Origin of the sequence: Streptomyces sp. NBC_00210, assembly GCF_045160975.1 — a bacterium.
Lineage (GTDB): Bacteria > Actinomycetota > Actinomycetes > Streptomycetales > Streptomycetaceae > Streptomyces.
In genome coordinates, this window is record NZ_CP108120.1 from 1,660,329 (window position 1) to 1,680,384 (window position 20,056).

Consider the following 20,056-nt stretch of genomic DNA (forward strand, 5'->3'; position numbering starts at 1 on the left):
ATTCTGCCACCCGACGGGGTGCGGTGCGGGGTCACCCGAACCGGGGCTCCCGCCCCGGACCCCGCGCCTCAATCGTCGGCGGCGCTGACTTTTCAGCCCGTCCGGCGTTTGAGGACGGGGTCCGGGGCGGAGCCCCGTTGAGGACCGCGGTCCGGGGCGGAGCCCCGGTGACTAGGACCCGCGCGGTTCGCCCTTCACCGGATGACCGCCCAGATGCGTCGGCACCGGCGCCCTCTCCAGCTCGTGCCGCAAGTCCTCCAGCTCACTGCCCCCCGCCATCTGCCGCGTGAGCTCATCAAGCGTGACCGAGCCCTTCGTATGGCTCGCCGACATCGTGCCGCGCTTGAGCAGTACAAATCGGTCGCCGACCAGATACGCATGGTGCGGGTTGTGTGTGATCAGTACGACACCCAGTCCCGCATCCCGTGCCGCCGCCACATACTTCAGCACCACACCCGACTGCTTCACCCCGAGCGCCGCGGTCGGCTCGTCCAGGACCAGGACCTTCGCCCCGAAGTAGACGGCCCGCGCGATCGCCACGCACTGGCGCTCGCCGCCCGACAGCGTCCCGATCGGCTGGTCGACATCGCGCAGGTCGATGCCCATGCGCAGCAGCTCGGACCGGGTGGTCTCGCGCATCAGCTCGACGTCGAGGCGCTTGAAGGGGCCGGCCCCCTTCGTCGGCTCGGAGCCGAGGAAGAAGTTCCGCCAGACAGGCATCAGCGGTACGACGGCGAGATCCTGGTAGACCGTGGCAATACCGCGGTCCAGGGACTCGCGCGGGCTGGCCAGGCTCGTCTGCTCGCCCTCGATCAGGAAGGTGCCCGCGTCATGCCGGTGCAGCCCGGCGATGATCTTGATCAGCGTGGACTTGCCCGCGCCGTTGTCGCCGAGCACGCAGGTGATCTCGCCCGCGTGCACCTCGAGGGAGACACCTTCCAGCGCTCGGATGTTGCCGTAGTACTTACTGACGTTGTCGAGCTCGACGAGGGCCGTCCCGGTCTCCACCGTCCCGGTCTTCACAGATGTCACCGTGTCGCCTCCGCACGCTTGCGGACCCAGGCGTTCAGCAGGGTCGCCAGAAGGAGCATCGCTCCGAGGAAGAACTTGAACCAGTCCGGGTTCCACTCCGCGTACACGATGCCCTTGCTGGTCATGCCGAAGATGAACGCGCCGACCGCCGAGCCGATCGCGGAGCCGTAGCCGCCGGTGATCAGACAGCCGCCGATGACGGCCGCGATGATGTACGTCAGCTCGTTGCCGACGCCCTCCCCGGACTGCACCACGTCGAACGAGAAGAGCAGATGCTGTCCGGAGACCCAGGCGGCGAACGCGACGCCCATGTACAGGCCGATCTTGGTCTTGTTGACCGGGACGCCGACCGCGCGGGCCGCGTCCGCGCCGCCGCCGACCGCGAAGATCCAGTTGCCGAAGCGGGTGCGCAGCAGGATCCAGGTGGCCAGGGCGACCAGGCCGAACCACCACAGGATGGTCACCTTCAGGGTGACGTCACCGAGGGTGAGCTCGGAGGCGAAGAGCTTCTTGGCCGATTCGAAGCCGTCCATGTCGGCGATGGACTTGGTGGAGACCGTGCCGCTGATCAGCTTGGTGAAGCCGAGGTTGAGGCCCGTCAGCATCAGGAACGTGCCGAGCGTGATGATGAAGCTGGGCAGTTTCGTACGGGTCAGCATGAAGCCGTTGAAGAGACCGATGGCGAGTGTGACCACCAGCGAGACGAGAACACCGGCCCAGACGTTCGCCGTCATCTGATAGCTGAACATCGCGGAGATCAGCGCGGAGCTGGTCACCAGGACACCGGCCGAGAGGTCGAACTCGCCGCCGATCATCAGCAGCGCCACCGGCACCGCCATGATGCCGATCGTCGATGCCGCGTACAGCACGGTGGAGAAACTGGACGCCCGCAGGAAGGAGTCCGCGACGATCGAGAAGAAGATGAAGACCGCCGCGGCGCCGACGACCGACCCCAGCTCGGGCCGGCCCATCAGCTTGCGCAGGGGTGAGGTGCGCAGCAGCCGTTCGTCGGTCTTCTGCGATGCAGCAGGTGGTGCGGTCGCACTCATCGGGTCCCCCGCTCTGTGTAGTCCTGCAGCTCGGCGGCGTCCGTCCTGGTGATGATCTGCGGCCCGGTGAGGACGGGCCGCCCGCCGCCGAGCACATCGGCGTTGTACTTGTAGAGCCACAGCAGGTCCACGGCCTGGTAGCCCTGGAGGTAGGGCTGCTGGTCGACGGCGAAGCCGAGCGTCCCGGCCTTGAGTGCGGTGGCGACCTTGGCATTCAGGTCGAAGGTGTCGACCTCGGCCTTGCTCTGCGCGGTCCTCCTCGCCTGCACGGCGGCGTCCGCGAAGGGCGCGCCGAGCGTGACGACGGCGTCGATGGAGCGGTCGGACTGCAGCTTCGCCTCGATGGACGCCTGGACGTCGGGCATGTTGGTGCCGTCGACGTAGAGGTTCTGCAGCTCGCCGCCGAAGGTCTTCTTCGCTCCGGCACAGCGCTGCTCATGGCCGACGTTGCCCTGCTCGTGCAGCACACACAGGGCCTTCTTGCGGCCGCGCCTGTCGAGTTCGTCGCCCACGGCCTCACCGGCGATCGACTCGTCCTGGCCGATGTGGGTGAGTGCCCCGTACGCCTTGGACTGCTCGGACCCCGAGTTGACGGTGATCACCGGGATGCCGGCCTTCTCGGCCCTGGCGACGACGTCCTTCATCGCGTCGGGCTTGGCGAGCGAGACGATCAGTCCGTCGACCTTCTTGTCGATGGCCGTCTGGACGAGCTGGGCCTGCTGCTGGCCCTCGTCGTTGTGGGAGTACAGGAAGTTGATGTTGTCCTTGGCCGCGGCCTGCTCGGCGCCCTTCTGGACGATGTCCCAGAAGGTGTCGCCGTCGCCGGAGTGGGTGACCATCGCGAAGGTCCAGCGGGGGGTGGTGACCGCGGCCCTGCCGGCCGCGGCCTGCGCCTTGCGCGCGTCCTCCGCGCGCTTGCCGCCCGTGCTGCTGCATCCCGCGAGGGAGGCTCCGAGTACCGCCGCCAGCACCGCGCCGAGCGCGCGTACCCCTGTCCATGCCCTTGCCACGACGCCGTGCCCTTCTTGCCGAACCCGCTGCGCTTCTCGGTGCGGCCGGGGGGCTGATCTTCGCGCCCCGGCCGCCCAAGTATGTGTCACAGCAGGTCGGAGGGTGGGCATCGGGTACACCGCGTACGTCATCGGGTGCCGTCGGCGGTCAGCTTCTCGAGGGCGGGCACGTCCTTCTCGGTGACGAGGGCCGGGCCGGTGAGGATCGGCTTTCCGCCGCCGATCACATTGCCGTTGACCTTGTTGAGCCAGAGCTCGTCGATGGCCAAGTAGCCCTGGAGGTAGGGCTGCTGGTCGACGGCGAAGCCGATCTGCTTGGCCTTGAGCTGCTTGACCACCTCGGCGTTGAGGTCGAAGGTGTCGACCTCGGCCTTGGAGCCGGCACCCTCCTTGGCCTTGACCGACGCGGCGGCCAGGGGTGCGCCGAGCGTGACGACGGCGTCAATGTCCTTGCCGCTCTGGAGCTTTGCCTCGATGGAGGAGGTGGAGGCAGGCGTGTTGGTGCCGTCCACGTTGAGGTTCTCGACGGTCCCCTTGAACGTCTTCTTCACACCCGCGCAGCGCGCTTCGAGCGAGACATTGCCCTGCTCGTGGATGACGCAGATGGCCTTCTTCTTGCCGCGCTTGTTGAGCTCCTCGCCGACGGCCTCGCCGGCCACGGACTCGTCCTGGCCTATGTGGCTGAGCGCGCCGACCTCCTTGGCGAACTCGGCGCCGGAGTTGATCGTCACGACGGGTATGCCGGCGGCGACGGCCTTCTTGACGACCTCCTTGACGGCCTCCGGCTTGGCGAGGGTCACCACGATGCCGTCGACCTTCTGGTCGATGTAGGTCTGGACTAGCTGGGCCTGTTCCTTGCCCTCCTTGTTGGCGGCGTAGAGGAACTCGACGTTGTCCTTCTTGGCCGCGACCTTGGCGCCGCTCTGGACGATGTCCCAGAAGGTGTCGCCCTCGCCGGAGTGGGTGACCATCGCGATCTTCAGGCGCTGGGTGGTGGCGGCCACTCCGCCTCCGCCGCCCTTGGAGGGGCTGTCCTTCGCCTCCTTGCCACCGGAACTGCTGCATCCGGCGACGACGACCAGGGCACTTGCGGCGAGCAGGGCTGCTGCCGTGCGGGTGGTACGCATGCTGGGTCCGCCTTCTCTCCCGGCCGCCCGGTTGCGGCTGGGAGCGTTTCTACGGCGGCCGCGCAACCCCGTCAAGACTTTGTCCGAACATTCTTACGCGAATGACATTCTTACGTGACCTGCCCTCGGCCCTTCAGTAGGGCCTCAGGGCGGCTTCGGGGCGGGTTCCGGACGGCTTCCGGACCGCTTCCGGGCGGCTTCAGGACGGCCTTCAGGACGGCCTTCAGGGCCGGACAAGAAGCTGGAACTCGAAGGCGTAGCGCGAGGCGCGATAGATGTGCGAGCCGAATTCGACAGCCCGGCCGGTGTCGTCGAACGTCGTGCGCTCCATGGTCAGCACCGGAGCCCCGGTCGCCTCGGTGAGCTGCTCGGCCTCCGTGGCGGTGGCGGCCCGCGCCCCGACCGACTGGCGGGCGCTGTGCAGCGTGATCCCGGCGGCCCGCATCATCCGGTACAGACCGGTGGCCTCGAGGCGCTCGGTGTCGCAGTCGAAGAGCCCGGCCGGCAGATGGTTGCGCAGCAGCGCCATGGGCTCGCCGTGCGCGTACCGCAGCCGCTCGATCAGCTGGACGTTGCTGCCCTCGGCCACCCCAAGGGCGGCCGCGACCTCGGCACTCGCCTGCTCGACGGCATTGCGCAGCACGATGGTGGCGGGCCGCTGGCCGGCCGCCTCCAGGTCGTCGTACAGGCTGCTGAGCTCCAGCGGTCGCTTGACCTGGCTGTGCACCACCTGGGTGCCCACCCCCCGCCGGCGCACCAGCAGGCCCTTGTCTACGAGCGACTGGATGGCCTGGCGGACGGTCGGGCGGGACAGGCCGAGCCTGCCCGCCAGCTCGATCTCGTTGCCGAGCAGGCTGCCGGGGGTGAGGGTCCCTCTCTCGATGGCCGCTTCCAGCTGCTGCGACAGCTGGAAGTAGAGCGGGACCGGACTGGTGCGGTCCACGCTCAGCTGGAGAGACAGGGACGAGTCCGTCACGTGTCTGGGCTGCTTGGGCACGGGGTGAGCGTAGTCGCACGGATTGTTGACGGGAAGTCGTGAAGTTCGGTTGTCAGGACAAAGTCTTGACATCGTGCCTGGCCCGCCGCCACCTTTGGGCCATGCGCATCGGACTCATCGGAACGGGACGTATCGGCACCTTTCACGCGGGCGTGCTCAGCCGCCACCGGGAGGTGGGATCTCTGGTCGTGGCGGACGCCGACCCGGCACGGGCGGCCGAGGTCGCCGAGCACACCGGCTCCACCGCCGCGCCCAGCGCGGACGAGATCTTCAAGTGGGGCGTGGACGCCGTGGTGATCGCATCGGCCACCGCCGCCCATGCCGAACTCATCGGCAGGGCCGCCCGGGCCGGCCTTCCCGCCTTCTGCGAGAAACCGATCGCCCTGGATCTGCCGGGCACGCTCGGCGCCCTGCGGGAGGTCGAGGCGGCGGGGACGCTGCTCCAGCTGGGCTTTATGCGCCGCTTCGACGCGGGGTACACCACCGCCCGGGAACTGGTGCGCTCCGGACGGCTCGGCCGGCTGCACACCGTACGGGCCATCACCTCCGACCCGGCCCCGCCGCCCGCCGCGTATCTGCCGCTCTCCGGCGGCCTCTACCGGGACTGTCTGGTCCATGACTTCGACATCCTGCGCTGGGTGACCGGCCGCGAGGTCGTCGAGGTGTACGCGACCGGCTCGGACGCGGGTCCCGCGATGTTCCGCGAGGCGGGCGACGTCGACACGGCCGCCGCGCTGCTCACCCTGGACGACGGGACGCTGGCCACGGCGACGGCCACCCGCTGCAACGGCGCGGGCTATGACGTACGCATGGAACTGGCCGGCGAACTGGACCAGGTCGCGGTCGGGCTGGACGACTGCACACCGATCACCTCCACCGAGCCGCAGGGGCCGCCACCGGCCACCAAGCCGTGGCCCGGGTTCCTGGAGCGGTTCGCCCCGGCGTACGAGGCGGAGCTGGACACCTTCGTCCGGATGGTGCAGGGCGAGGCCGAGAACCCGTGCGACGGACGGGAGGCGCTGACGGCGCTGCGGATCGCGGAGGCGTGCGAGCTGTCACGGCGGGAGCACCGGCCGGTGCGACTGGAGGAGATCCCGGCGGACTGAGGGCCGCGGTTCGGGTCCGAGCCGGGGCTCCGCCCCGACCCCCTACGCCCCTGGCGGGCGTGGGGGTCCTCCTCGAACGCCGCAGGGGCTGAAGTTCACCACCGCACCGGCAGGCGCTCCGGCCCCCGGATGAGCATGCCGGTGCGCCAGGTCAGCGCCGCGGGATGTCCGTCCAGCGCCAGTTCCGGGCAGCGTTCCAGCAGCGATCGGATCGCGATGCGGGCCTCCAGCCGGGCCAGCGGCGCACCCAGGCAGTAGTGGATGCCGTGCCCGAAGGCCAGATGCCCGCGCGTGTCCCGTCGGATTTCGAAGCGCTCCGGGTCGGGGAAGCGCGTCGGGTCCCGGTCGGCGTCGGCCAGCGCGATCAGCACCAGCTGACCGCCGCCCGGAATCACCGTGCCGCCGATCTCCAGGGGCTCGACGGTGAAGCGGTACGTCGGCGTCTCCAGCGGGCCTTCGTAGCGCAGCATCTCCTCGACCGCGCCCTCCATGAGCGAGAAGTCGGCGCGCAGGGCGGCGAGTTCGCCGGGGTGGGTGAGCAGGGCGAGTACGCCGTTGGAGATCAGATTGACCGTGGTCTCGTGCCCGGCGACCAGCAGCAGCCAGGCCATGCCGAGCAGTTCCTCGCCGCTGAGCCGGTCGCCGTCCTCGTCGGCCGTGTTGATCAGCGCGCTCATCAGGTCCTCGCCGGGCTGCTCGCGCTTGTCGGCCAGCAGCCGGCCCAGGTACTCGTTCATCTGGGCCGCCGCATCCCTCCGCTGCTCGTGGTCGCCCGCGCCGAGCGCCGTGTTCGACCAGACGCGGAAGGCGTCCTGGTCGAGGAAGGGCACTCCGAGCAGTTCGCAGATGACGGCGATGGGCAGCGGGAAGGAGAGCGCGTCGACAAGGTCCGCCTGCCCGGCCGGCAGCATCTCGTCCAGCAGCCGGTCGGTGATCTGCTGGACGCGCGGGGCGAGTTGCTGCACGCGCCGCATCGTGAACTCCCGCGCCACCAGCTTGCGCAGCCGCGGGTGCAGGGGCGGGTCGGAGCTGAGCATGGTGAGGCCGGGGGCGAGCCGGCCGATGCCGAGCTCCGGCGAGACATTGCGCCAGTCCTTGGACAGCCGCGGATCGGCGAGCGCGGCCCGGCCCGCCTCGTGTCCGACGACCAGCCAGGCCTCGGGGCCTTCGGGCATGCGTATGCGGTGGAGCGGTCCCCTGGCGCGTAACTCGGCGTAGAGGGGATAGGGATCGCGAGTGAAGTCCTCGCCGAGCGCGGCGAGATCCACGATCGCTGCTTCGGTGGTCACGGCACGGTCTCCTTCTCAGGACTGTTGCGCGGACAGTACGGTGCCCTGCGCGACGGCACAGAGCGTCTCTTCGCCGTCCGCCTTCACCGCGAACAGGTCGCAGCGGACGACGGCCTGCCGGCGGCCCGTGTGCACGGCGGCGGCGCGGGCGACCAGTTTCACTCCAGTGGCGGGACGGAGGTACTGCACGGAGAAGCCGCTGGTCAGCACCGCGGCCCCGAGCGTCGTACCGGCGGCGAAGGTGATCGAGTTGTCGGCCGCGTAGGCGAGGACTCCCCCGTGCAGATAGCCGTTCTGCTGGTGCAGCTCCTCCCGGATGTCGACCTCGAGCGTGGCCTCGCCGTCGCCGAAGGCGGTGATCCGCGCTTTGAGCAGTCTGCTGAAAGGCTGGCTGTCGAGTACCTTCCGGGCCGCTTCGAGATCAAGTCGCATCGCGTCAGCCTACGGCTGTTCCTCCTCGTCGAGCAGGCCGGCGTCATGTGCCAACAGTGCGATCTGGACACGGTTGTTGAGGTCCAGTTTTGCCAGAATCCGGGAGACATGCGTCTTGACGGTCGGCACGCTCATATAGAGGGTCGCGGCGATCTCGGCGTTGGACTGACCGCGGCCGACGGCGACCGCCACCTCCCGCTCGCGCTCGGCGAGCGAGCTGAGCCGCTCCGCCGCCGTGCTGCGGCGGGTACCGGGGGTGCGGTCGGCGACATGGGTCATCAACTGTCGGGTGACGGCCGGGGAGAGCACCGGATCGCCCGCCGCGACGCGTCGTACCGCGGCGACGATCTCGGCGGGCGGGGTGTCCTTCAGTACGAATCCGGCGGCGCCCGCGCGCAGCGCCCGCAGCACCTGTTCGTCGGCGTGGAAGGTGGTGAGGACGACGACTTCGGGGGCGTCCTGGCGTGCGCGCAGCAGCTCGGTGGCGGTGAGGCCGTCCATCGTCGGCATCCGGATGTCCATCAGCACCACATCGGGCGCGAGTCTGTCGACGAGCTCGGCGGCCTCGGAGCCGTCGGCCCCCTCCCCCACGATTTCGAGGTCGTCGGCCCCGCCGAGCATGAAGGAGAGCCCAGCCCGTACGAGGGGGTCGTCATCGACGACGAGCAACCGGATAGTCATGCGGCCCACGGTAGCCAGGCCCGGACGTGGAATCCGCCGTCGTCCGTCGCTCGATGGTCCAGCCTGCCGCCGGCGAGCGTGGCGCGTTCGGTGAGGCCGATCAGCCCCTGTCCGGAGCCGGGGACCTTCTCGACCTCGCCGAGCGGGGCGGGGTTGTCGACCTCGACGGTGAGGCCGCTGCCGGGGCCGCCTGTGACGACGACCGTGACTTCCGTACCGGGCGCGTGTTTACGGGCGTTGGTCAGGCCCTCCTGCGCGATGCGGTAGACGGTGCGTCCGGTGGCGGCGGGGACGGCGGCCGGGTCGGTGAGGCGGTTGTCGAGGGTGACCTTCATGCCTGCCTCCCGGGACTCGGCGACCAGTGCGTCGAGGCTCGCGAGGGTGGGCTGCGGCCGGTCGGGCCCGTCGGAGTCGCCCGGTGCACGCAGCACGCCGATGATCTCGCGCAGATCCTCCAGTGCGTCGTGCGCACTGTCGCGGATCACTCCGGCGGCCCTTGCGACCTGTGCCGGGGGCGCGTCCGGCCGGAATTCGAGGGCGCCCGCATGCACGCTGAGCAGGGTCAGCCGATGGGCGAGCACATCGTGCATCTCCCGGGCGATGGCCTCGCGGGCCAGCCGCTGGGCCTGTTCGGCGCGGAGCTCCGCCTCCGTCTCGGCCCGCAGGGCGCGCTCGCGGAGCGCGATGAAGAGCTGGCGGCGGGCTCGTACGAGCATGCCCCAGCCGATGACCAGCAGGATCAGGATGAGCCCGGTGACGACCGACGCCAGGAAGGACATGCCCGGGTCGGGACGGATGGCGGCCTGTGCGGCCGAACCTCCGATGGCAAGGGCACCGACGATCGCGACGGGCTTGAAGGGGCGGTGTACGGCGAGGCTGAACAGGCTCACCAGAAGCGCACCCGCGGCGACCGGATCCACCACGCTCACGACGATCAGGCCGATCGCGAGCCCGAGGGGTACGCGCCGCCGCGCCCACAGCGCGCAGCAGGCGGCCGCGCCCACCAGCTGGTCGGCGAAGACGACGAGTTCGGAGTTGCCCGCCTGCGCGCTCGCCTCCGAGGTGAGCAGCCCGATGAGCGCGGCGATGAGGAAGGCGAGGGTGTCGACGACCCAGTCACGCACGGTCCGCCGCGGCCGCCCGGCCTTTGCCCGGTCGCCCGGGAGGTCCGGGTCAAGGGACTCGGCCATGGCCGACGGCAGCAGCCAGGGGTACTCCGTACGCGTCATATCGACAAATTTACGCAGGTGAGCGGCGTGGGACCCCACTTCGGCGGCGGGAAGCTACCAAAGTCGCGCGGCCCGAGACCTTCGGAGCAGCGGCGCATCCCGAGGTCGGACGCGGAGCCGCGGCGGACCCGACGACGATCGGCGCATGAAGAAGATTCTCGAGGGCGTCGGCACGGTGCTGCTGGTGGTGGGCGGCTGCGGCGTGCTGCACGAGCTGACCGGCTGGTTCCGCTTCATCGGCTTCACGCGCTGGTTCACGGAGTACCTCGGCTTTCTGCACGGCCGGGAGCTCTTCGCGAACATCGTGATCGCGGTGGTCGGCTTCGCGGTGCTGATGATCGCGGACCAACTCCGGAAGGCCTGAGGCAGACCGAGAACCCCGAGCAGTTCCGGCCGGTCGCGCCCGGCCGCGCACCTGCTGCGCCGCCGCCGTACGCCCTTTCGTTATTCGGCCTCGTAGGTGCCGTACTCGGGACGGCCTGCCAACTCGTACGTGTGGATGGCCACACCGGCGGGCGTGGTGCGGGCCGAGGTGTGCCGGAAGGCGGTCGGGACCGCGCCGCTCGCGAAGAGGCGGCGGCCCGTGCCCAGGACGACCGGAAAGATGAGCAGGTTGTAAATGTCGATCAGGTCGTGCGCCATGAGGAAGTGGGCCAGGGCGCCGCTGCCATGGACCTGGAGCTCGCCGTTCGTGCGCTCCTTCAGCGCGGTGATCTCCTCGGCGAGGTCGCCGTCGATGACGGTGCTTCCTTCCCAGTCGGCCTTCTTGAGTTTGTTCGACGCGACGTACTTCGGAAGGGAGTTGAGCCGCGACGCGATCGGGTCGTCGGGGTCGGTCACCTTGGGCCAGTAGCCGGCGAAGATCTCGTACGTACGGCGGCCGAGCAGAAAGGCACCGGCCCGTTCGAAGACCTCGGTCATGAAACGGCCGAAGTCGTCGTCCCCGTACGGGACGGACCAGCCGCCCAGGCCGAAGCCGCCGCTTGTGTCCTCGTTCGGTCCGCCGGGGGCCTGCATCACTCCGTCGAGGGTGACGAAAGTGGTGATCGAGAGCTGTGCCATGGCGATGCCTCTTTCGGGGATTCCGGGGATTTCGTGGATTCCTTGGGTTGCGGTGTTCCGGTCATCAACTGAGACCCCCCTCACGCCGGGAATTCATCGACATTCAACGTCCCTTTGCCGCCCGCGCCGAGGAGGCAGGGCCGGTTTCCTCGAGCTCGGACAGCTCACGGGCCGGCGCCGCCCCGTCGACCGGCGCGTACTCGGCGAGTGACGAGGCTGCGTACATCACGGGCGCGGAGCCCCGGGTCAGCCGCCCAGTTCCTGGTGCCGCGCCCGCAGACCCGCCGCGCCGTCCGCCGTCAGCGAGCCGAACAGCCGCAGGCGCGAAATGCCGCCGTCCGGGTAGATGTCCACCCGCACATGCGTGCCGACCACAGGGGCAGCCGGCACGAAACGGTGATTCGTGTCCGGCTGCAGACGGGTCCGCGGAAGGATCTCCGCCCACTCCCCGCTCTCACCGTCGCGGAGCGAAACCGCCGCCCAGCCCGCGCTGTTGCCCTTCAGATACGCCGTGTCGATCTCCACCGCACGGATCTCGGACTGCGCCACCAGCTGGTAGCGGATCCAGTCGTTGCCCTTGTCCCGGCGCCGGCGGGTCTCCCAGCCGTCGTCCATCTTGCGGGAGCGGCCAGGCTGGATGGTGTTGGTGGCCGGGGAGTAGAAGCGGTCGGACGCGTCCTCGACCCGGCCGCCGTTCTCCAGCGCGACGAGGTCGAAGGTGCCGAGGGCGCCGAGCCACGCCGGATCGGGTGCGACCTCGCCGTAGACCCGCAGCCGGGCGATGCCGCCGTCGGGGTGCTGGTTGACGCGCAGATGTGTGAAGCGCTGCTCCACGTCGACCGCGAAGCCGTTCGCCGCATGGCCGCCGATGGCCGTACGCGGGACGAGCGTCACCCACTTCACGTCGTCGGCGAGCAGATCCTCGGGCGAGGGAGAACCGGCGACGGCGGTGGCCTCGATGGAGACCGCCTGCGGGTAGTTGCCGCGGAAGTGGGCGGTGTCGACGACGATGCCGCGTACGACGCCGGGCGCGCCGAGCCGTACGAGAGCCCAGTCGTGGTCGTCGTCGGTCGGGTGCGGCTGTGCGGCGCTCACGCCACGGCGACGGCGGGTCTCCCAGCCGTCCATGATCTTGCCCTTGTGGCCGAAGTGTTCCGGGTCGAACTCCGCGGCCTGAGGCTTCAGCAGGTTCTCGCGCTCAGCGAAGAACTCGTCGTTGGCGGCGATCACGCCCGCGCCGAGCCGCCGGTCGGCCAGGTCTGCGTGGTGCTCGAACGGAAACTCGGCCGTGCGGTAGTCGGCATACGGGTCGCCGCCGCCGAACGGGCTGGCGTCACCGGTGAAGGAAGGGATGGACACGATCAGTTGTTCCTTTCGAGCAGTCGGCCGGTCGGCTCGGCCAGGGTGCCGTTCTCCACGATGCGTTCGCCGCGCAGCCAGGTCGACCTGACGACTCCGCGCAGGGTCTTGCCCGCGTATGCCGTCACCTGGTTGCGGTGGTGGAGCTCGGCCGGGTCGACGGTGAAGGTCTCGTCGGGCGCGAGGACGGCGAAGTCTGCGTCGCGGCCCGCCTCGATCGCACCCTTCTGGCTCAGTCCCGCGAGCCTGGCGGGGGCCTCGGACATCCAGCGGACGACGTCCTCGAGGGTGTGGCCACGCTCACGGGCCTCGGTCCAGATCGCCGGGAGGCCCAGCTGGAGGGAGGAGATGCCACCCCAGGCGGAGGCGAAGTCCGGGGTCTTGAGGTCGGTGGTGCAGGGCGAGTGGTCGGAGACGATGCAGTCGATCGTCCCGTCGGCCAGTCCCTCCCACAGGGCGTCCTGGTTGGACGCCTCACGGATCGGCGGGCAGCACTTGAACTCGGTTGCCCCGTCCGGGACTTCCTCGGCCGTGAGAGTGAGGAAGTGCGGAGAGGACTCGACGGAGATCCTGACGCCCTCCCGCTTGGCGGCCGCGATCAGCGGCAGCGCGTCGGAGGATGAAAGATGCAGTACGTGCACACGGGCATTGAGGCGGCGGGCGTGCGCGATCAGGCTCTCGATCGCGGTGTTCTCGGCGTCGCGCGGCCGGGAGGCGAGGAAGTTCGCGTACCGGGGACCGGGCTGCTGAGGCGCGGCGGCCAGCTGGTGCGGGTCCTCGGCGTGCACGATCAGCAGTCCGCCGAAGCCGGCGATCTCAGCCATCGACCGGGCCAGCTGGTCCTGGTCGAGCTCGGGGAACTCCTCGACGCCGGACGGCGAGAGGAAGCACTTGAAGCCGAAGACTCCGGCGTCGTACAGCGGCCGCAGGTCCTTCACATTGGACGGGACGGCTCCGCCCCAGAAGCCGACGTCGATGTGCGCCTTGCTGCGGGCCACGTCCTGCTTGGTGGCGAGGTTGCCGACGGTGGTGGTCGGCGGGAGGGAGTTGAGGGGCATGTCCAGCAGGGTGGTGATGCCACCGGCGGCGGCCGCGCGAGTGGCGGTCCAGAAGCCCTCCCATTCGGTGCGGCCGGGGTCGTTCACATGGACATGGGTGTCGACGAGACCGGGGAGTACGACATCGTCCCCGAAGTCCTCCAGCCGGGCTCCGGCCGGCCGCTCGGCGTCGTACGGCAGCACCGACGCGATCTTCCCGGCGGCGACGGCGACCGATGCGGCGCGCGTCCCTTCCGGGGTGACCACGCGAGTCGAGCGCAGTACCAGGTTCACGTCCACATTGGACACCCGTGCCCCTCACTTCCGTCACGTACAGCGAAATTCAACGAACTGTTGAAGGAGTCTTCACTCCGGAGTCCGGTCCGTCAAGACCCGCCCCGGCGGGCAGGGCAAGGTCGAACCCTGGCTAGATATTTCCGCGTAGTGAAAGTAGACTTTCACAAAGCAGAACGTAGTCCTCGCCGAGGCGAGCACCGAGAGATCGCCGGAGATGACCGCCAACACAGGGACAAACACCCCCTGACCGGCAAAGACGCCGTGCCGAGTGCGGTGTGCCGGGCGCAGTCGCCCGGTAGGCTGCTCACTTGTCTGCCTGCCCGAAAGGACCGTTGACGTGCCGACGTCCAGCGCCAGCGCCACCGACGCCGCCAAGACCGCATCCAGCGGTGGCGTGCAGTCCCTGGAGCGCGCCTTCGACCTGCTCGAGAGAATGGCCGACGCCGGCGGCGAGGTCGGGCTCAGCGAACTCTCCGTCAGCAGCGGTCTGCCGCTGCCCACGATCCACCGCCTGATGCGCACGCTCGTGGCCTGCGGTTACGTACGCCAGCAGCCCAATCGCCGCTATGCCCTCGGCCCCCGTCTGATCCGCCTCGGCGAGTCCGCATCCCGGCTGCTCGGCACCTGGGCCCGCCCCTATCTGGCCCGCCTGGTCGAGGAGACCGGCGAGACGGCGAACATGGCGCTGCTCGACGGCGACGAGATCGTGTACGTGGCACAGGTGCCCTCCAAGCACTCCATGCGCATGTTCACCGAGGTCGGCCGACGGGTCCTGCCGCACTCCACCGGCGTGGGCAAGGCGCTGCTCGCGCACACCCCGCCGGAGGAGGTGCGGGCACTGCTGGCCAGGACCGGTATGCCCGCGGCCACCGAGAAGACGATCACGACGCCCGAGGGCTTCCTGGAGGCGCTGGAGCAGGTGCGGCGCGCCGGGTACGCGGTGGACGACAACGAGCAGGAGATAGGGGTCCGCTGCCTCGCGGTCTCGGTGCCCAACTCCCCCACGGCGGCGGCAGTGTCGATCTCGGGCCCGGCGGGCCGGGTCACCGAGGCGGCCACCGAGAAGATCGTTCCGGTCCTGCAGGAAGTCGCCAAGGACCTCTCGGCGGCGCTGGCGAACACGTCCGCGCAAGGCTGACACCCGGGGCTCCGCCCGGCCCCGCCCCACGCCCTGCGGGCGTGGCGCCCCAGTCCTCAATCGCCGGACGGGCTGAATTTCAGCCCGTCCGCGCCGCGAAGCCGGCACGCGGGGACCCGGGCGCAGCCCCGGCTTCGACCGGGGGTCCGGGGGCTTGCCCCTGATTTCGGGATGGGGGTACCTCCCAGGCGAAGCTCTGCGGGAGGGCGGGTAGGGGAAATGCTCCCCCGCGCCTTCAGACCCGCGGCGGCACTTCCCCGAACAGATCCACCGCGTTCCGTACCCCCATCAGCGCAGGCGCCAACGCACTCACCGAGCCGATCGCCCCGGCAATCAGCAGCAACGAGCGCCGCATCCGCGGGATCTCAGGGTCTCCGCCGGCCACCATCGCGGCCAGTACGGCCAGTTCGTCCTCGGCGATGCCCCGGTCGGGGAACTCCGCCGGGTGGCCGGCCAGTTCGCGGCGGAGCCGGGAGACGGCCGTGCGCAGCTCCGTCGCCCTAGGGTCCTCGCCGCTCTCTGTCACCCGCGTCTGCCCCACGCTCCGCAACAAAGCCTCTTCCCCTCGCACACCGTTGTGCCGGCCCGACGACCCACGGCGATCGTCAGCAGCCCTGGGTCGCGGGCAAGTTAACGCCATCCGACGCGGTGCGCGCCACTCCGCGTACCGAATTCAGGACGACGGCTGTACGGAGTCGATGGCGCCGCGCCAGACCGTCACGTCCAGGGTGATGTAGTGACTGGGGTCCGATTCGGGCGACCTTCCCTGAAAGGTCACCACGCCCACGTTCCCCGTTTCGCTCAGTACACAGAACTTCGCGCCCTTCGACAGGTTTTCGACCTTGAGCACAGTGGCGAACCGTGTCTCGGTTCGGCAGGTCTCCAAGTCGGCGTTCTGGCCGGGGCGCAGCAGGATCAGCTTTCCGTTCCGGGCCTCGATCGTGCCGAGGTAGTACTCGTGCTCAAGGTCGCCGGTGCTGGATTCGCTCGAAATCGGCTTGACCGGCTCGTCGCCGAGGTTGATGCCGTAATCGTCCGTGACGTTGAGACCGTTGTACGTCTTGGGCGTCGGGTCCGCGACCGGTTCGGCGGGCTTGGAGGACTGGTTGCTCCCCGGGCTGCCCGTGGCGGCCGGGTCCTGAGCGCTGTCCTTCGAGCTGTCGGCCTTGTCCTGGCCCTGCGACTGATTGCTTTTCTCGTCGTCCTTGTCGGCCAGCGCGAAGTACACGCCGCCTCCCGCCAGTGCGCCGAACGCCAGCGTGGCGACGACGGCGATGGCCAGATTGCGTCCCTTCTTCTTCGTCGGCGCTGTGGGTGTGGCGCCGGTATACGGCTGCACCGGATGGGTGTACGGATGCTGCTGCGGGGCCGCCTGCGGGTGCGGGTAGGCGTACGTCGGTGTCTGGGCCGACGGTCCGAAGCCGGGCGGCGGAGTCGCCGGTCCGGAGACCGCGGTGGGCGGCGGAACCGGCGCGGGCGCGTGCATCTGGGCTTGGCCGGCGGTCTGCGTGGGCGCGTAGTGCGGCGGCTGCACGGGAGCCTGAGGAGCGGCCTGCGTGGGCGGGTGGTGCGGAGGCTGCACCGGAGCCGGGGCCTGTCCGGCCGGCGGCGTCACGGGCGGCGCCGGGGCCGCGTTGCGCGTGGTGATCTCCGCGGCGACCGCACCCGGCAGCCACTCCTCCGGCCGCCGCAGCACCGTTTCCCCGTTGGCTGCCTGGCAGATGGCAAGCAGCTCGGCGACCGACGGCCGGCCCTCCGGCTCCTTCGTGAGACAGCGGGTCACCAACTCACGCAGCTGCTCCGGCAGTTCCGCGAGATCTGGCTCCTCGTGCACGATCCGGTAGAGCACGCCGTGCGAGGTGCCCTCACCGAAGGCAGCCCGGCCGGTGGCCGCGTACGCCGCCACCTGGCCGAGCGCGAAGATGTCGGTGGCCGGGGTGACCTGGCTGCCGGCCGCCTGCTCCGGGGCCATGAAGGACGGCGTGCCGATGGTGACGCCGCTGCTGGTGAGCGAAGTGGCGTCGGCGGCGCGGGCGATGCCGAAGTCGATGACGCGCGGCCCGTCCGAGGCGAGCAGCACGTTGGCCGGCTTGAGGTCGCGGTGGACGATGCCTGCGCCGTGGATGACATGCAGCGCCTCGGCGATCCCGGCGACCAGCAGCAGCACTGTCTCCACCGGCAGCTTGCCGTGCTGGCTGACCGCGTCGGCGAGTGAGGGCCCGGGGACGTAGGCCGTGGCGAGCCAGGGCTGCTGGGCCTCCGCATCGGCGTCGATGACCGGCGCGGTGTACAGGCCCTGCACACGCTGCGCGGCCTGCACCTCCTGCGCGAAACGGCGGCGGAATTCGGCGTCCTGGGCGAAGTCGGGCCTGATCACCTTGATGGCGACGGCACGGCCGCCGGGCGTGTACGACAGATAGACCTTGCCCATGCCACCGGCGCCGAGCCGAGCGGCAATCTTGTATCCGGCGACGTGTTGCGGATCCTCTTCGCCCAGCGGCTGGAAGACCGTTCCCTCGTGTGCGCGCCCACTCATCGACTCTCGTCCCCCATAGCCAACTTCAGTATCGGAGAAGCACCTTATCCAAGGTCGCGACCCGCTCTCCACGTCGGACGACGGGCATGCGCCGGGCGGTTGCAGAGCCGTGCGGACGACTCCCGGACGGCGCAGCGCTTCGACCGGATTTGAGGTAAGGAGTCCTTATGGCACAACCACCGAAGGAACCGATTGTCGCCGGACTGCTGCTCGCGGCGGGCGGCGGACGCCGCCTCGGCGGTCGCCCGAAGGCCCTGTTGACGCACCGTGGCCGGCCGCTGGTCGAACACGCGGTGCGCGTCCTGCGCGAGGCCGGCTGCGCCCCGGTGCATGTGGTGCTGGGCGCCGCGGCCGACCGGGTACGCGCGGAGGCAGAACTGTCCGGCTGCGTACTGGTCGACAACCCTGGCTGGCAGGAGGGCATGGGCTCCTCACTGCGCGCGGGTCTTGAGTCCCTGGCCGCCACGGACGCGGACGCCGCGCTGGTCTCTCTCGTCGACCAGCCGGGGATCGGCGCACCGGCGGTCTCCCGCATCAGGGCCGCGTACCGCTCCCGGGATTCGCTCCTGGCCGCCGCGTACGGAGGTGAGCGCGGCCATCCTGTCCTCTTCGGCGCGGACCACTGGACGGCGATCGTGGCGAGCGCGGTCGGCGACCGCGGGGCGCGCGCGTATCTGAAGGAGCACGAGTCCTCGCTGACTCTGATCGAGTGCGGCGACATCGCCGAGGCGTACGACATCGACACCGCTGAGGATCTGGCGCACCTTGAGTGAACGGCGTGGCACTCAGAGCCATGGTGTGTCGACCCGGAGAATCTCGACATCAACAAACCATTGAACTTCCACCATGAGGAAACTACTATCCACTGGTCAGAAGCGCCCGATCCCCAGACGGCGCCCGCGACCGCATCTCGGCACCTGCGGCACCGAGTGCCGTATCTGTGATGCCGGCGGCCGCCAGGCACCGCCCGCTGAAGGAAGTGACAGCTCATGTCCGCACCAGCGCCGTCCCCGCTGGCCATCGTCGAAGCCGAGCCCCTGCCGCGGCAGGAAGAGGTCCTGACCGACGCGGCCCTCGCCTTTGTGGCCGAGCTGCACCAGCGGTTCACACCGCGCCGTGACGAGCTTCTTGCCCGTCGCTCCGAGCGCCGCGCCGAGATCGCCCGCACCTCCGCGCTGGACTTCCTCCCGGAGACCGCCGCCATCCGCGCGGACGACTCCTGGAAGGTCGCTCCGGCCCCCGCGGCCCTCAACGACCGCAGGGTGGAGATCACCGGACCCACCGACCGCAAGATGACCATCAACGCCCTGAACTCGGGCGCGAAGGTCTGGCTCGCCGACTTCGAGGACGCATCCGCTCCCACCTGGGAGAATGTCGTCCTCGGCCAGCTCAATCTGATCGACGCCTATGAGCGCCGGATCGACTTCACCGACCCGAAGTCCGGGAAGTCGTACGCCCTGAAGTCCGCCGACGAACTCGCGACCGTCGTGATGCGCCCACGCGGCTGGCACCTGGAGGAGCGCCACCTGCAGTTCGACGGCCGCCCGGTGCCGGGTGCGCTGGTCGACTTCGGCCTGTACTTCTTCCACAACGCCAAGCGGCTCATCGACCTCGGCAAGGGCCCGTACTTCTACCTCCCGAAGACGGAGTCGCACCTTGAGGCCCGCCTCTGGAACGACATCTTCGTCTTCGCCCAGGACTACATCGGCATCCCGCAAGGCACCGTCCGCGCGACCGTCCTGATCGAGACGATCACGGCGGCGTACGAGATGGAGGAGATCCTCTACGAGCTGCGCGACCACGCGGCCGGGCTGAACGCCGGCCGCTGGGACTATCTCTTCTCGATCGTCAAGAACTTCCGTGACGGCGGCGGGAAATTCGTGCTCCCGGACCGCAACGCGGTGACGATGACCGCGCCCTTCATGCGCGCCTACACCGAACTCCTGGTCCGCACGTGCCACAAGCGCGGCGCGCACGCCATCGGCGGCATGGCGGCCTTCATCCCCTCCCGGCGCGACGCCGCGGTCAACAAGGTCGCGTTCGAGAAGGTCAAGGCCGACAAGGACCGCGAGGCGGGCGACGGCTTCGACGGCTCCTGGGTCGCGCACCCGGACCTGGTCCCGATCGCCATGGCTTCGTTCGACGCGGTGCTGGGTTCCAAGCCCAACCAGAAGGACCGCCTCCGCGAGGACGTCTCGGTGGCGGCCGGCGATCTGATCGCCATCGACTCACTGGACGCGAAGCCGACGTACGAGGGCCTGCGCAACGCCGTCCAGGTCGGCATCCGCTACATCGAGGCATGGCTGCGCGGCCTCGGCGCCGTCGCGATCTTCAACCTGATGGAGGACGCGGCGACCGCGGAGATCTCCCGCTCCCAGATCTGGCAGTGGATCAACGCGGGAGTCGTCTTCGAGAACGGCGAGCTCGCCACCGCGGACCTGGCTCGCAAGGTCGCGGCTGAGGAACTGGCGGCAATCCGCGAGGAGATCGGCGAGGAGGCGTTCACGGCGGGCAACTGGCAGCAGGCGCACGATCTGTTGCTGAAGGTGGCACTGGACGAGAACTACGAGGACTTCCTCACACTGTCGGCGTACGAGCAACTGGTCGGCTGACCGCTGCCGTTACTGTTCCCGCGCCGCCCCCGGCACACCGCACAGCGGCCGGGGGCGGAGTGC

The 20,056-nt window shown here is 69.7% G+C and carries 19 protein-coding genes; 5 read left to right on the top strand and 14 right to left on the bottom strand.

Annotation, left to right across the window (positions count from 1 at the left end; all coding sequences use genetic code 11):
* Window positions 1-171: 171 nt before the first annotated feature.
* The 5 genes from OG729_RS07485 to OG729_RS07505 all read right to left on the bottom strand — a co-directional run bounded on the left by OG729_RS07485 (window position 172) and on the right by OG729_RS07505 (window position 5,179).
* On the bottom strand, window positions 172-1,008 hold the full coding sequence (locus OG729_RS07485; RefSeq protein ID WP_405811082.1) for an ATP-binding cassette domain-containing protein: 837 nt from the start codon (window positions 1,006-1,008) through the stop codon (window positions 172-174).
* Window positions 1,009-1,028: 20 nt separating this feature from the next.
* Window positions 1,029-2,081: an ABC transporter permease gene (locus OG729_RS07490; protein WP_405805060.1), complete on the bottom strand. Its 1,053-nt coding sequence runs from the start codon at window positions 2,079-2,081 to the stop codon at window positions 1,029-1,031.
* Window positions 2,078-3,091, bottom strand: a complete 1,014-nt coding sequence (locus OG729_RS07495; protein WP_405805062.1) for a sugar ABC transporter substrate-binding protein — start codon at window positions 3,089-3,091, stop codon at window positions 2,078-2,080. Before OG729_RS07495 ends, OG729_RS07490 begins: the two co-directional genes overlap by 4 nt.
* Before the next feature lie 128 nt (window positions 3,092-3,219).
* The gene (locus OG729_RS07500) at window positions 3,220-4,218 is read right to left on the bottom strand and encodes a sugar ABC transporter substrate-binding protein (RefSeq protein ID WP_360879019.1); all 999 of its coding nucleotides are present in this window, start codon (window positions 4,216-4,218) and stop codon (window positions 3,220-3,222) included.
* Window positions 4,219-4,441: 223 nt separating this feature from the next.
* Window positions 4,442-5,179: a GntR family transcriptional regulator gene (locus OG729_RS07505; RefSeq protein ID WP_360879144.1), complete on the bottom strand. Its 738-nt coding sequence runs from the start codon at window positions 5,177-5,179 to the stop codon at window positions 4,442-4,444.
* 137 nt (window positions 5,180-5,316) lie between these two features.
* On the opposite strand from OG729_RS07505, the gene OG729_RS07510 reads away from it, so the two are divergent.
* A complete protein-coding gene (locus OG729_RS07510) occupies window positions 5,317-6,321 on the top strand; it encodes a Gfo/Idh/MocA family oxidoreductase (protein ID WP_360879022.1) in 1,005 nt (334 codons plus the stop codon).
* Window positions 6,322-6,416: 95 nt separating this feature from the next.
* On the opposite strand, the gene OG729_RS07515 is transcribed toward OG729_RS07510, so the two are convergent.
* From OG729_RS07515 to OG729_RS07530, 4 genes are read right to left on the bottom strand one after another with little or no spacing between them, the layout of a single operon-like run.
* Complete coding sequence (locus tag OG729_RS07515) at window positions 6,417-7,610, bottom strand: cytochrome P450 (RefSeq protein WP_405805065.1); 1,194 nt, start codon at window positions 7,608-7,610, stop codon at window positions 6,417-6,419.
* Window positions 7,611-7,625: 15 nt separating this feature from the next.
* Window positions 7,626-8,042, bottom strand: coding sequence for a PaaI family thioesterase (locus OG729_RS07520; RefSeq protein ID WP_405805067.1), 417 nt, complete (start codon window positions 8,040-8,042; stop codon window positions 7,626-7,628).
* 9 nt (window positions 8,043-8,051) lie between these two features.
* Window positions 8,052-8,723, bottom strand: coding sequence for a response regulator transcription factor (locus OG729_RS07525; protein ID WP_360879032.1), 672 nt, complete (start codon window positions 8,721-8,723; stop codon window positions 8,052-8,054).
* A complete protein-coding gene (locus OG729_RS07530; RefSeq protein ID WP_360879035.1) occupies window positions 8,720-9,952 on the bottom strand; it encodes a histidine kinase in 1,233 nt (410 codons plus the stop codon). Before OG729_RS07530 ends, OG729_RS07525 begins: the two co-directional genes overlap by 4 nt.
* Window positions 9,953-10,097: 145 nt before the next feature.
* Here OG729_RS07530 and OG729_RS07535 point away from each other — a divergent pair, with 145 nt between their 5' ends.
* A complete protein-coding gene (locus OG729_RS07535) occupies window positions 10,098-10,316 on the top strand; it encodes a hypothetical protein (RefSeq protein ID WP_405805069.1) in 219 nt (72 codons plus the stop codon).
* An 80-nt stretch (window positions 10,317-10,396) separates the two neighbouring features.
* Here OG729_RS07535 and OG729_RS07540 read toward each other — a convergent pair whose 3' ends face one another.
* From OG729_RS07540 to allB, 3 genes are all read right to left on the bottom strand, one after another.
* The gene (locus tag OG729_RS07540; RefSeq protein ID WP_360879041.1) at window positions 10,397-11,014 is read right to left on the bottom strand and encodes a dihydrofolate reductase family protein; all 618 of its coding nucleotides are present in this window, start codon (window positions 11,012-11,014) and stop codon (window positions 10,397-10,399) included.
* Between the two features lie 246 nt (window positions 11,015-11,260).
* The gene (gene alc / locus OG729_RS07545; protein ID WP_360879147.1) at window positions 11,261-12,376 is read right to left on the bottom strand and encodes an allantoicase; all 1,116 of its coding nucleotides are present in this window, start codon (window positions 12,374-12,376) and stop codon (window positions 11,261-11,263) included.
* Entirely contained in the window at window positions 12,376-13,719 is a 1,344-nt protein-coding gene (gene allB / locus OG729_RS07550; RefSeq protein WP_405805071.1) for an allantoinase AllB, read from the bottom strand. The genes alc and allB overlap by 1 nt, the downstream gene beginning before the upstream one ends.
* A gap of 325 nt (window positions 13,720-14,044) precedes the next feature.
* Between allB and OG729_RS07555 the strand changes: the two genes are divergently transcribed.
* Window positions 14,045-14,845 (top strand): IclR family transcriptional regulator, encoded by an 801-nt coding sequence (locus OG729_RS07555; protein ID WP_405805072.1) that lies wholly within the window; start codon window positions 14,045-14,047, stop codon window positions 14,843-14,845.
* Between the two features lie 235 nt (window positions 14,846-15,080).
* Here the strand turns inward: OG729_RS07555 and OG729_RS07560 are convergent, their stop codons facing one another.
* Together OG729_RS07560 and OG729_RS07565 are read right to left on the bottom strand one after the other, a co-directional pair.
* Window positions 15,081-15,398: a DUF5955 family protein gene (locus OG729_RS07560; protein ID WP_360879050.1), complete on the bottom strand. Its 318-nt coding sequence runs from the start codon at window positions 15,396-15,398 to the stop codon at window positions 15,081-15,083.
* Window positions 15,399-15,518: 120 nt separating this feature from the next.
* Window positions 15,519-17,381 (bottom strand): protein kinase domain-containing protein, encoded by a 1,863-nt coding sequence (locus OG729_RS07565; RefSeq protein ID WP_405805073.1) that lies wholly within the window; start codon window positions 17,379-17,381, stop codon window positions 15,519-15,521.
* Window positions 17,382-17,548: 167 nt separating this feature from the next.
* Between OG729_RS07565 and OG729_RS07570 the strand changes: the two genes are divergently transcribed.
* Window positions 17,549-18,154 carry an NTP transferase domain-containing protein gene (locus tag OG729_RS07570; protein WP_405805074.1) on the top strand — a complete coding sequence of 202 codons (606 nt, stop codon included), beginning with the start codon at window positions 17,549-17,551 and terminating at the stop codon, window positions 18,152-18,154.
* 216 nt (window positions 18,155-18,370) lie between these two features.
* The gene (aceB, locus tag OG729_RS07575; RefSeq protein WP_405805075.1) at window positions 18,371-19,993 is read left to right on the top strand and encodes a malate synthase A; all 1,623 of its coding nucleotides are present in this window, start codon (window positions 18,371-18,373) and stop codon (window positions 19,991-19,993) included.
* Window positions 19,994-20,056: the final 63 nt, after the last annotated feature.